7 protein-coding genes are annotated in these 13261 nt (G+C 42.0%); all 7 read left to right on the top strand.

The window, feature by feature from the left end; all coding sequences use genetic code 11:
- Positions 1–5: 5 nt before the first annotated feature.
- The 7 genes from AC04Q1_RS06345 to AC04Q1_RS06315 all read left to right on the top strand — a co-directional run bounded on the left by AC04Q1_RS06345 (position 6) and on the right by AC04Q1_RS06315 (position 13256).
- Complete coding sequence (locus AC04Q1_RS06345) at positions 6–1493, top strand: sialate O-acetylesterase (RefSeq protein ID WP_478362913.1); 1488 nt, start codon at positions 6–8, stop codon at positions 1491–1493.
- Between the two features lie 358 nt (positions 1494–1851).
- On the top strand, positions 1852–3606 hold the full coding sequence (locus AC04Q1_RS06340) for a RagB/SusD family nutrient uptake outer membrane protein (RefSeq protein WP_478362911.1): 1755 nt from the start codon (positions 1852–1854) through the stop codon (positions 3604–3606).
- 30 nt (positions 3607–3636) lie between these two features.
- Positions 3637–4080 carry a DUF5004 domain-containing protein gene (locus AC04Q1_RS06335; protein ID WP_478362909.1) on the top strand — a complete coding sequence of 148 codons (444 nt, stop codon included), beginning with the start codon at positions 3637–3639 and terminating at the stop codon, positions 4078–4080.
- Positions 4081–4089: 9 nt separating this feature from the next.
- Positions 4090–5091, top strand: a complete 1002-nt coding sequence (locus AC04Q1_RS06330) for a DUF4961 domain-containing protein (RefSeq protein WP_478362907.1) — start codon at positions 4090–4092, stop codon at positions 5089–5091.
- A gap of 162 nt (positions 5092–5253) precedes the next feature.
- Entirely contained in the window at positions 5254–8379 is a 3126-nt protein-coding gene (locus tag AC04Q1_RS06325; protein ID WP_478362905.1) for a SusC/RagA family TonB-linked outer membrane protein, read from the top strand.
- Between the two features lie 17 nt (positions 8380–8396).
- Positions 8397–10163, top strand: a complete 1767-nt coding sequence (locus AC04Q1_RS06320) for a RagB/SusD family nutrient uptake outer membrane protein (RefSeq protein ID WP_478362903.1) — start codon at positions 8397–8399, stop codon at positions 10161–10163.
- 48 nt (positions 10164–10211) lie between these two features.
- On the top strand, positions 10212–13256 hold the full coding sequence (locus AC04Q1_RS06315; protein WP_478362901.1) for a SusC/RagA family TonB-linked outer membrane protein: 3045 nt from the start codon (positions 10212–10214) through the stop codon (positions 13254–13256).
- Positions 13257–13261: the final 5 nt, after the last annotated feature.

Genomic DNA, 13261 nt, shown 5'->3' with positions numbered 1-13261 from the left:
TCAGCATGATGAAAACAATTTATAAAATCACCTTTATGGTATTGAGCCTTTTATCGGGCTTAAATCTATTTGCACAGCAAAAAACAGCATTAAAACTGAGCAATGTACTGCAAAGTAACATGGTTATCCAGCAGGGCAAAAGCTTTAAAGTTTGGGGGCAGGCCACACCCTTAACCAAAATTACGATCACTGCCGATTGGCTTAAAAAGGAGGTAGCGGTTAATGCGGATGATCAGGGCAATTTTATTGGGGCAATCGATGTTCCCAAAGCCAAAAAGGGCAATTTTGATACACATCAACTCACCGTAGCCTCAGCTTCGGATCAGGTAATACTCGATAATTTATTGATCGGTGATGTCTGGTTTTGCAGTGGCCAATCGAACATGCAGTTTAAACTGCAGGAAGATAAGGATGCCGCTACAAGTCTTCCGGCCGCCAGGCATCCTAATATCCGTTTGTTTAACACAGAGTTGAATTTTAGTGCCACGCCAATTTTAAATGTGAAAGGCAAATGGCAGGCCTGTACGCCCGAAACGGTAAAAGATTTTAGTGCGGTTGGTTATTACTTTGGAGAATATCTCCAGAAAGAAATCAATATTCCTGTTGGTTTGATCTTTTCGGGTATTGGTGCATCAAAAGTAGAAGCTTTTGTTCCTCAGGAAGCCCTTAAAGCTAACCCAATGTTAGACACTGTTTACCTGGAACCATATTTAAGAAGTGAAAAATCAAAAGAGGTAATCAATGGAGGCTTTAGTTTCGAAAAGGTAACCAGGCCCTTCCTGTTGTACAATGCATTGATCAATCCCTTTACCAATTTATCGATCAAAGGATTTTGCTGGTACCAGGGTGAAGGAAACCGTATGGAGCGCGATTCGTATACTTTGGCCACCCAAACTTTAATCAAGGAATGGCGGAAAAAATTCTATCAGGGTGAACTGCCTTTTTATTATGTGCAGGTAGCGCCATTTTTTTATGATAAAGAAGATCCGAAACTGGCCGATTATGCTTTTTTCAGGGAAGCACAGGAAAAAATATCGAGTGTAAAAAATACCGCAATGGTGGTGAGCATGGATGTGGGGGAGGCCAAAGATCTTCATCCGAAAAAGAAAATGCCTCTGGGTATCCGCCTGGCTAAAACCGCACTCAATTTAACCTATGGGCAAAACATTTCCTATTTAGGCCCAAAATTTGAAAAAATGGTCGTGAAAGGTGATCGTGTATCCGTCTTCTTTAAAAAAGCATCTGTAAAATCAGGTTTGGGCACTAATGACCAGGATGCACCTAAGTATTTTACCCTTGCAGGAGCAGATGGTATCTTTTATCCCGCAGAAGCTAAAATTGTAGATCAGCACATCGAAGTATGGAGCACCGATATTAAAAAACCGGTGGCGGTAAGATATGCGTTTACCAATTACCCGGTAACCAATCTTCAGAATAATGATGCATTACCAGCCATCCCGTTCAGATCCGATAATTGGCAGGAGCAGAAGTAGGTAATGGGAGATTGGAGATTGGAGATTGGAGATTTTTGCTAAAACGTTTAATCTAACTTTAAATGGCGTAGGTAAAGTTTTTTGTGCTTAAAACCTTGTTTAAACGCTGTATAAGAATAAAATAAAATAAATGTGAAAAAATATTTTAAAATAATTTGCTAAAACGTTTTTATTGACTAGATTAGTACTTGTAATCACCCTTACACAACCAAATATAAACCGTATACGAATAATTTTACTTAGCTCAGGCCTGCTTTATCAATGCAATATTTTCTGTTGTAGATTATCCGGTCTGTTGTTATTTAAAGTCTTTAGTATATAAGTGTCTAACCAAATACATTTAAATACTTAGTTCTATATGAACAGATTTTTACAAACCCTTATTTTCGGGATTATTATGCTGCTTGCTGCTTCATGCAAAAAGCAAAGTTTTTTAGATCCCCAACTGCAAGGTATTGGAGAAGAGGATGTCTTTACCGACAGTACCCGTACGATGGGTTTCCTGACCAATATCTATGCTGATGTGAACTTCAGCTTTGCCAACAGGCGCTTCGGCTCGGCTGGCTTAAGTGTGGCCACCGATGAGGCCGAAGGTCCGGTAAACTCATCATCCAACGTTTACAAACAATTTATTTCTGGTGCGATCAACCCAAGCAATGTTTCGGCCGGTCCGTACAGTGTTTGTTACGAGAATATCCGTGCGGTAAATAAACTGCTGATCAATTTGCCGAAATCAACTTTTAATGCCCCTCAGAAACAACGCGTGAAAGGAGAGGCACTGTTTTTAAGGGCCTGGTATTATGCCATGTTGTTAAAACATTATGGAGGCGTACCCATTGTTGGCGACGTGATTTACGGCAGGAATGATGATATCCCCGCAATAAGGGGATCATACGAAGGCACGGTAAATTATGTGGTGGCGCAATGCGATTCTGCTGCTAAATATCTGTCCCGTGAGTACGAAGCGAGAGACTATGGAAGGGCAACCACCGGAGCCTGTATGGCTTTAAAATCGCGGGTATTGCTGTATGCCGCAAGTCCGTTATTTAATGGTTCCAGTCCGTTTGCGGGAAGTCCGGCTAAAAAAATGGTTTCTTATGATGCCTTCGACGCCAACCGCTGGAAACTGGCTGCTGATGCAGCCAAAGCAGTGATGAATTTGGGTTATGTACTGTATGATGAACCTACGGTAGCTCCGGAAACCAGAACTGGTTTAGGTTTTATGCGTGTTTTTTATGCTTCAAAAGGTGTAAATAACGAATTTATTTTCAGGGGCTCGGTATCGGGTGATTTTGCCGAACTGTGGCTCGATCAGGATTTTTCGCCACCAACCCGTGGTGGCCAGACCAATATGAATGGCACCTATCCTTATCAGGAACTTGCCGATGATTTCGATATGATTGATGGTAAATCGATCACTGATCCTACTGCTGCCTTCCCTTACGATCCGAATAATCCTTATGCCAACCGCGATCCGAGGTTTCATTACACCATTTTACACAATCTTACATTAAAGGCCGATTTTAATAACAGCAACCAGTTATTGCCGGTATACACCCATGTTGGTGCGCAATATGATGGTATTTATGTGGGTACGCCAACTGGCTATTATGCAAATAAAATGTTGCGCGACTCGGCCGCCAACAGAATCGGTCTGGGAACCGATCGCTTTTATCCCTTAATGCGCTATGCTGAGGTAATTTTAAATTATGCCGAGGCCACCAACGAATTTTCGGGTCCGGCGGCCGATGTGTATGCCGTGCTGACCAGTATCCGCAAGCGTGCGGGAATTACTGCGGGTTCGAACAATCTTTATGGCTTAAAACCGAACATGACCAAAGAAGAAATGCGCAAAGCCATTCAGCACGAAAGAAGGGTTGAATTTGCTTTTGAGGAACAGCGGTTTTGGGATGTGCGAAGGTGGATGATTGCGCCCGAGGTGGAAAACCGGACACTCAATGGGATGGAGATAACCAAAACCCCTTCCGGTACCTACACCTACAAAAAAGTTCCTGTGCGAACGCACAAATTTATAAATGCCGAATATTTCTGGCCATTTCCGTTAAACGAAGTTTCTAAACCCGGGGGATTGGTTCAAAATCCTGGTTATTGAGTTTTTTATAAAATATTGATTGTTAACGTTATGAAGAATTTTACAAAAGTACTGGTAAAAACATTTCAGCTGTGCCTGGTGATACTGGTGTTTTCAACCTGCAAAAAAACAAGCGTGCCCATTGCTTTAGAAAGCAATAAAAGTTTGGTGGGCAACTGGAAAATCATCAGGGTTTTACAGAACAGTACCGATATCACCACCCAGTTAGACATCAGCAAATTTACGGTAAAGTTTACCGCCGATAGCTATGTGCTCGAAAATCAACAGGTCCCTTTTATCGTTGCAAAAAACGGCAAATGGGCATTTAACGATCCCAGTTATCCCTTTACGGTAAGTTTTAACCAGGATGGAAGTTCAGCTGCGGTAAAATCCGATCTCTTTTTCCCGATTGTGGGCGATAGCAGACAGCTGACCATCACCTTCAACGCCGGATGCGAGAAAAATATTTATCAATACACTTTGGCCAAATTTTAAACGCAGGATATGAAAAAGAATTACAAAATAAAAGTGAATTTCAAAAAATGCGTTTTATATAGTTTGCCGTTGTGTTTTCTATTTGTATACAACGTATGTATGTACCAGCCTACAGGAGGAATCATCCAGCCCAGTACCATAAAAGCCGGAGAGGTGATGAACATTAAAATTGCTGGTGGACATGCCACGCTAAGGTATGACAAACCTTATCGTTTGGTGATCGGGTTTTTGGTTCCGAAAGGCTGGAGCGCAGATCAGGCAGGCAATACTACCATGACTTATACTTCGCCACAGGTGGGAAGCGGCAGCTTAACCCTTGTCCCTGCAGGAACAAAGCCAGATGGCTCTCAACTGGATTATCCAACAGCATTAAAAGGATTGCTTAAAAGTGTTGATCCTAACCTGATTGACGATAATGAATGGGTTGTTTTCTGGTCTGACTCTAAAAACTACAATGCCAATCAGGATGTCACTTTTGATGTGAACATCAAAACAAAAGTTGGTCCCGAAAATATGCTGGTAAAACTGGGCTATTATATTGGTGGTTATCCTGATGGAAGCTGGAACAATGCGGCAGAAAATTATGTCTCGCTGTTTTCGAGCTGTTTAAGTGTAACCGATGGAACCGGAGATGGAATCGATTTCTGCAACAAACCATTGGCTTCAATGCTGCCGTTAGCGGGAGTTGATAACGATATCTATAAGATAGATTTCGACAATGATCTGTATACTACGGCCATTAGCAACGCTAGCGATATCTATATCTGCGGAACGGGTACCACCACCACAGGTGAAATAGTTACCCATTGTACGCCAGATGAAATATCGAAAATGCGTCCGCTTGATCAGAAAAAATTTAGCAAGATGATCTGGCCACGACAGTTTTTCAATTTAAAAGATGGGCAGGTGCTGGCCAAAATGGAATATTATTTTACGGATGCGGCGGGTAATAAAGTCGGTTTCGGCGGATTGTCAAACGTTCCCTTCAAACATCCATTTAAATGTTTATAAAACCATTTAACTAACCGTAACCTAGAAAAAAAACTTTCTTGAAATGGTGTAAGGCAAATAAAAATTATTTCCTATCGGGACATTTTTTGCGCTAAATACTGCCATTTGAATAAAGGAATGGGTTGCAAAACAAACCAACAAACTATTACTAAATCTGAGTTTATGTTTTATAATTACTTTAAGAAAAGCATTTCAGCATTCATTCTCCTCTTTTGTCTGGCGCCCTTAACCTTAGTGGCGCAGGTAAAAGCAAAGCAGGTTGATGACAAATCATTTGGCCGGAAAGCGATATCCGTTACAGGTACCGTAGTTGATCCTTTTGGCAGGGGCTTGGCGAATGCTCAAATTACCGTTGCCGGAAAATCAGGCCTCACCGGGGTTTCTGATCAGGAAGGGGTGTTCACCATCTCGGTTGAAGAAGGCGATCAACTGATCGTGAATTATTTGGGTTATTATCCCTACCAGAAACGCATTGGTGCCGCTGATGTTAAACTAATAGTTCGGCTCGATGAACGTTATCTTACCGTTACTGATACCACCAAGGTACTTTACGGTGCGGTAAAAACCGAAGATAATCTGGCCTCGATATCAACCATCCATACCAAACAGCTTTTGGGTACGCCTGCGAGCAGTTATTCGGCAGCATTGGCCGGGCGATTGGCTGGACTACATGTAAAACAAAATACAGGCTACCGGAACCCTTATATTGGTGGTTTAACCAGAATTGTCGATCAGTTTATAGGCATTGTATCGCCAGATGGCAAATTTGGAAGCAATTTTACCAGTACCGAAAGTTCTGATTTTAGCTTAACCTCTCATTCCCGCACACCGATAGCTATCATCGATGGGGTGCAACGCGATTTTACCTCGATTGATTTTGATAATATCGAATCTATCAGCATTTTAAAAGATGCGATGTCTACCATCATGCTGGGCCAAAGAAGTTCAAGTCCGGTATTGCTGATCACCACCACTCAGCCGAGTAAAGGTGCGCCTAGAATCAGTTTTTCTGCACAATATGGTGTGCAAGAATCATTGAGCGATCCAAAGCCATTAAGTGCCTATGAATATGCCTATTTATATAACGAGGCTTTATTGGGCAGCGGAAATGCAACAATTTACAAACAGTCCGATTTTGATGCCTACCGGAACAACAGTGATCCGATAGGGCATCCTGATAACAACTGGAAGGATATCCTGCTTAAAAAAACAGCACCGATTTCGCGTTACAGTTTTAATGTGAACGGTGGGAACAATATCGCGAGGTATGTGGTTTCGTTAGGTTACCTTAGCCAGGATGGCTTATTTAAGGAATCATCGGTAAAAGATTATTCTACCTCACTTACCTCGAAACGTTATACGGTAAATTCGAGTATCGATGTGAATGTAAACAAGAATTTTAACGTTGCGCTGCAATTGTTCGGACGTATACAAGATGGGAACCAGCCAGGCTCGGGTTACTCCAGTTTATACAGCTCAATGATTACCACGCCTTCAAATGCTTATCCGATTAACAACCCGAATGGCAGTTATGGTGGAAACAAAAACTTCACCTCAAATCTTTATGCCCAAACCTTTGCCTCAGGTTATACTTTAGACAATGCCCGCGATGTTTTGGCCAACCTCAACATGGTATATAAATTCGATAATTTTATAAAGGGTTTATACGCACGGATTCAGGGAAATACGACGGCAGGTACCACATCAACCATTATCCGTACCGAAAATTCGATCGTTTATGAACGTGTAGTTGGCGCTAACGGAACTACAGCTTATAATCCTTTTGGCGGTTCTACAGCACAGTCGAATGATTTTAACTTATCCAGTAACTACCAAACTACATATGCACAGGCAGCAATTGGTTTAGACAAAACTTTTGGCGACCATTCGCTTAAAAACCTCATACTGGCCGATCAAAAAAATGTAATTACCAATTTTGATTTGCCTTTTAAACATACCAACATTGCCGCCAAAAGTTCTTACAACTACAAAGGAAAATATTTTGCAGAAGCGGCTTTAACCTACAGTGGTTACGACCGGATCCAGAAAGGTTCCCAGTTCGGGTTTTTCTATGCAGGAAGCTTAGGTTATAAAATTTCAGAAGAAAGTTTCATCAAGGATAATGCAAAATGGATCGACCTCTTAAAGGTTAGGCTTAATTATGGTAAAACCGGTGGGAACGATAACATTGGTTATTTTGGCTACAGGGGTTTTTATACCCAAACCGGTGCAGGTTCGTACAATTTTGGAACAGGGGTAGTGAATATCCCAGGCTTAACGGAGCAGCCTAATCTCACTACGGTTAATGCTACCTGGGAAAAAGCCCATAAACTGAATTTGGGTTTAGATTTTAATATTCTTAAAAACGCATTAAATTTTACAGCTGATTATTACAGAGACCGTTTTTACGATCTCAGCATGCAGAGAGGACAAACCAGTAGTCTGATTGGTAATACCTATCCGAATGAGAATATCGGCATTACGCGTTACACGGGGGCCGATTTCCAGCTTACTTATCAAAACAACAAAAACAGTTTCAATTATTTTATAACGGCCAATGCCTCTTTAGAACAGTCGAAGGTTATTTTTAAAGATGAAGTCATCCAGAAATATGCTTACAATGTTACCACAGGATATCCTGCCGATGCCGTATTCGGTTTTGTTGCCGATGGCCTTTTACAAACCAATGCACAGGCTGCGGCGGCACCAACTTTTCAGGGTGTCCGTCCGATTGCCGGAGATATTAAATATATCGACCAAAATGGCGATGGCATCATCAGTGACTACGACCAGGTATTGATCGGCAATATTAAACCGAAGGTTTATTACGGAACCACTTTAGGTTTCAATTACAAAGGACTTGATTTCAGCGTAATGGTTCAGGGCGTACTCAATAACCAGATCACTACAAATGATTATACCGCCTTTCTGGCCAACAACGGGCAGGGTTATGAACGCTTACTGGGCAGATGGACGCCAGAAAACGGTGCAAATGCCACCTTGCCAAGGTTAAGGATAGATGGCCAGAACACCATTGACGGTTCTCCTTACGTGATGTCTACCTATTGGCTAAAAGACAATAATTACATCAGGATAAAAAATGTTGAGTTGGGTTACAGCATTCCGCGTAACCTGCTGGCTAAAATCCATGTATCTGGTTTAAGGGTATTTGTTAGCGGTTTAAATTTGTTTACCATCTCGCAATATAAAGATGCAGATCCTGAAATCGGGATAACAAGTTACCCGATCCAAAGGGTGTATAATGCAGGCGTTAGTTTAAAGTTGTAGAATTAGAATTAAAGAACATGAAAAGATATATTGGTAAACTATTGTTTTTCACAGTAACGGCATTAGTTGTTCTTAATGGTTGCAAGAGATCTTATGAATTAGAGCCACTCGAGCGCTTATCAGAGGATTATGTATGGGATACAAAAGATTCTTTGGGAACAAATGCGGAGAAATTCCTGGTCAATATTTATAGTAACCTGCCCAACGGGTTTAACCGTATTTCGAGTGATTATCTGGATGCGGCAACCGATGATGCGGTATCATCGGCCATCAACCTGGTTCCGGTTACCAACGTGCAAATGGGCGGTGGTTACGATATTTTCACTAATTTCGATGATACATGGGCTGCAAACTATAAGGCGATCCGCGCGGCAAATGTTTTTTTAAACAACATCGAAAAGGTTCCGGTTAAGGGAACCATTCCAACCGGGGTGCCACTCAGAAAGGCCTGGAGGGCCGAAGCCCGTTTTTTACGCGCTTTTTTCTATTTCGAACTCGTAAAAAGATATGCTGGGGTTCCACTGGTAGGCAATTCGGTTAAAGATATTACCAGCGAAGATGTACTCATTCCCCGCAATACCTTTAGCGATTGCGTAGAATATATTGTGGGCGAATGCGATAAAGCGACCGATAGTTTACGGACAGATCCGGTTGATGATGGCAATTTCGGCAGAATAACCAAAGGTGCTGCATTGGCGCTAAAAGCGAGGGTATTACTTTACGCGGCAAGCCCTTTGTACAATCATAACGGAGATGTTGGCCTGCCTGGTGGTGCCGCGGCACAAAAAGGTTTGTCTGGTTATACCGATTATTCAAAAGACCGGTGGAAAAGAGCATCTGATGCTGCGAAAGCACTGGTTACCTACGGCCGGTTTTCTTTAGAAGCAAAATTTAAGGATGCCTTTATTAAACAGAACAGTCCCGAAGTTATTCTTTCCCGTAATGGCGGTGCAGGCTCATCTATAGAAGTTACCAATGGTCCCATTGGCTTGGGTAATCCCACCGGGAATGGGCGTACCAGTCCGACACAGGAATTTGTGGATGCTTTTTTAACCATTAACGGAAAACCGATCAGCGAAGATCCGATTTCCATTAGCAACCCAACAGGATACGATGTGAACAACCCATACCTCAACCGCGATAAAAGGTTTGATGCTTCAGTTTTCTATAACGGCAAACAGTGGTTAAATACGCAGGTGCAGACTTTTGAGGGTGGGGTAAGCAAACCCGGAACAGGCGTACAGCAGACCAAAACAGGTTATTATTTAAGGAAATTCATGGGCGATTACGAAACTGCAGGCAACTATGGCAGTACCTACCACAATTTTAATTATTTCAGGTATGCTGAGGTGCTGTTAAACTTCGCCGAAGCAGAAAATGAATATTTGGATGCGCCTTCTGCTGACGTATATAATGCCATTGTGCAGATCAGGAAACGGGCAGAAATTATCCAGAACAGTACACCCGCAACAACTTATGGTTATGGTTTAAAGGATAACATGACCAAGGATGAAATGCGTACGGTGATCAGAAACGAAAGAAGAATAGAACTGGCATTTGAAGAACATCATTTTTGGGATATCAGACGCTGGTTAACTGCAAAACAGGTGCTTACCGGAACACTACATGGCAAAAAAATCTTACGTGCCAATTCTGGGCTGGTGAGTTACGAAACCAAGGATGTGCAACAGGTAAGCTTTGGCAATGCAAACCGCTACCTGTTCCCGATACCCAACAGCGAAATGATCAGAAACGGAAACCTGGTACAAAACCCTGGCTGGTAAGTTTTGCCGATCTCAAAAAAATAAAACCATCAACAAAATATAACACTGATGAAAAGAATTATTCTACTCTTTATATTATCCGTTGCAGTACCCTTCCTGTTATTTGCACAGCAAAGAGTTACCGGAACGATAAGGGATAGCCAGGGACCAATACCAGGTGCCACAGTTACCGAAAAAAATGTGCCCAATAACGCAACAGGTACAAACTCCGATGGAAAATTTACCATTGTGCTCAGGGGGAAAACCAACGTGCTGGTGATCAAAAGCATTGGTTATAGAACTCAGGAAATAAGGGTTACTGGCGATGTTTTATCTGATACTTATCTGCAATCAGAAAGCAAAGGGCTTGATGAGGTAGTGGTGCAGGGATTTTCAAACAAGACCAAAATTACCAGCACAGGTTCTGTAAGTACCATCTCTGCTGAAAAAATCAGGAACATTCCAACCTCAAGTGTGCAGAACACCTTGCAGGGACGTTTACCGGGTTTTACCTCTCAGCAAAGATCAGGTCAGCCGGGTAAAGATGCTTCCGATTTCCAGATCCGGGGGATCAGCTCGTTAAACAGCAATGGCAACAAACCTTTGATCATTGTGGATGATATCGAATATACATACGAGCAATTATCGCAGATCAACGTAAATGAAATTGAAAGTATTTCCCTGTTAAAGGATGCAGCAACCACAGCTATTTATGGTATCAAAGGTGCCAATGGTGTTTTGGTTGTGCAAACCAGAAGGGGAGAAGTGGGTAAACCGACCGTTAATTTCAGGATCGAAGGTGGGGTACAGAATCCGGTTAAAACACCAAAATTTTTAAATGCCTATCAAACCGCTCTTTTAAGAAACGAAGCGTTAAAAAATGATGGCCTGCAGCCTGATTTTACCCAGGCAGATCTCGATCTGTTCCAAAATGGAAGTGATCCATACGGGCATCCGGATGTAAATTGGTACGATGTTGTTTTTAAACCCGCATCGCTGCAGGCCAATACCAATATCGATATTTCGGGCGGTACACCCAATGTAAAGTATTTTATCTCCGCAGGTGCATTAACCCAAAATGGTTCTGTACGCGATTTCTCCGGTCCGCAAAGTGAAGTAAACAGCAATTTCTTTTACCATAAATATAATTTCAGAACAAACTTAGACTTAAAAGCAACCAAAACCCTCGATTTAAGGATCGATTTAACCGGAAGATTTGGCGATATTAATGCACCAAAGGCAAATAGTGGCTTGCTTGGCGAAATTTATCAGTACAACCGGATTTCACCGTATGCTGCTCCGGTACTCAATCCAAATGGAAGCTATTCTTACAACCCTAAATCTTTAGGGGCCGATAACCTGCCTACTATTAACTCAAGGTTGGCCACACAGGGCTACAACAGAGAAAGAAGCACTGATTTTAATATTTTGGTACAGGGTACACAAAAACTCGATTTCCTTACCCAAGGACTATCATTTAACGGAAAGGTAGCCTATGCCAGCACCACAAAATTAGAACGTGGCTTGCAAAGGTTTGATGACCCTCCGGTTTACCGTTATAACCCAACAACAGATACCTATGCCATGCGCCCGGGTACGCCGAGATACGTACTTTCGCCACTGAGTTTGATCAGCAGACCGGGTTCTACCTATAAATCGGTAACTATACAGGGAATTTTAAACTACAACAGGGATTTCGGTAACCATAATATCAACGGATTAGCCGTATTCAATCAAAATACCACCAGCGATCTTTCTATCTTGCCTGCCAATTACCGTGGTTATAGCTTTAGGGTAGGTTATGGCTATAAACGCAAATACCTGATCGATTTTAACAGTGCCTACAATGGTACCGATAGGTTTTTAAAACATTATGGATATTTCCCTGCCGTTTCCGCTGCATGGAATATCTCCGAAGAGAATTTTATCAAGGATAAAGCGAAATTTATCGATTTTATCAAGTTGAGAGCTTCTTACGGACTGGTAGGCTCGGATGTGGTAGATGGTAACAAATACCTTTATATCCAGCAGTACGATCAGTCTAGCAGCTATAACTTTGGGGTGAGTCCGGTAAAATATCCGGGCTTTTCAGAGGGAACTTTGGGCAATCCCGATGTAACCTGGGAAAAATACAAAGAGCTGAATATTGGTCTCGAATCTAACTTCCTGAAAGGTAAATTTGCTTTAACGGTGGAGTATTACCGCAACATCAGGGATGATCAATTGATCAACAGAAACTCCGTGTCAGCCATTTTAGGCGTTGGTTTACCAAAAGATAACCTGGGCAGTGTACTTAACCAGGGGGTTGAGGGTACCTTCAATTACCGTCCGAAAATTGGCAACCTTTTAATGGATTTTGGTTTGGTATTTACCTATAACAAAAATAAGGTGTTGTTTAAAGATGAACCTTTTCCTGATTATCCTTACCTGTTAGAAACCGGTAAACCGATTGGCCAGCCATTTGGTTATACCTGGATCGGCTATTATAAAGATCAGGCCGATATTGCAAATAGTGCTAAACCGCTCGGTACGGTGCCGATACAGCCTGGAGACTTAAAATATGCCGATTTAAATAATGATGGTGTAATTAATGATAAAGATAAATCGGCCATTGGTAAACCAAACTTTCCGCCGAACCTAACCTTAGGTTTGCCGATCAACTTTACCTACAAAAACTTCTCGGTGAACATACTGTTTCAAGGCCAATTGGGTTACAGTTTAATTTTGGGCAGCAATGCGATAGAGCCTTTTCAAACACAGTTACAGGATATCCACCTGCAAAGATGGACACCAGCGACTGCCGAAACGGCTAAATTCCCAAGATTGTCTACCCTGAATAATTCGGTAAACAGTCCGAGTGCGTTCCCTTCCGATTTTTACCTCATTGATGCAAAATACATCAGGTTAAAAACGGTAGAGCTGCATTACCAGCTGCCAAGCAAATGGCTTCCCTTCGGAATCAATAAGCTCAATGCTTATGTGAGTTCGTATAACCTGGCCACCTGGACCAATTATTCGCTCTATCAGCAGGATCCTGAGGTAGCAAGTGGTTCGCAGGGAGATTCGTATCTGAACCAAAGGGTTATTAATCTTGGTGTACAGATCGGTTTTTAAATATA

It is taken from the genome of Pedobacter humicola (genome assembly GCF_056490705.1).
Note: the sequence above shows the minus strand (reverse complement) of the source record. Positions and strands in the feature narration are given on the sequence as shown.

Excerpts from the sequence above, each read along its gene's own strand:
- AC04Q1_RS06315 (WP_478362901.1), top strand. The coding sequence starts at position 10,212 with ATGAAAAGAATTATTCTACTCTTTATATTATCCGTTGCAGTACCCTTC.
- AC04Q1_RS06320 (WP_478362903.1), top strand. The coding sequence starts at position 8,397 with ATGAAAAGATATATTGGTAAACTATTGTTTTTCACAGTAACGGCATTA.
- AC04Q1_RS06345 (WP_478362913.1), top strand. The coding sequence starts at position 6 with ATGATGAAAACAATTTATAAAATCACCTTTATGGTATTGAGCCTTTTA.
- AC04Q1_RS06335 (WP_478362909.1), top strand. The coding sequence starts at position 3,637 with ATGAAGAATTTTACAAAAGTACTGGTAAAAACATTTCAGCTGTGCCTG.
- AC04Q1_RS06330 (WP_478362907.1), top strand. The coding sequence starts at position 4,090 with ATGAAAAAGAATTACAAAATAAAAGTGAATTTCAAAAAATGCGTTTTA.
- AC04Q1_RS06325 (WP_478362905.1), top strand. The coding sequence starts at position 5,254 with ATGTTTTATAATTACTTTAAGAAAAGCATTTCAGCATTCATTCTCCTC.
- AC04Q1_RS06340 (WP_478362911.1), top strand. The coding sequence starts at position 1,852 with ATGAACAGATTTTTACAAACCCTTATTTTCGGGATTATTATGCTGCTT.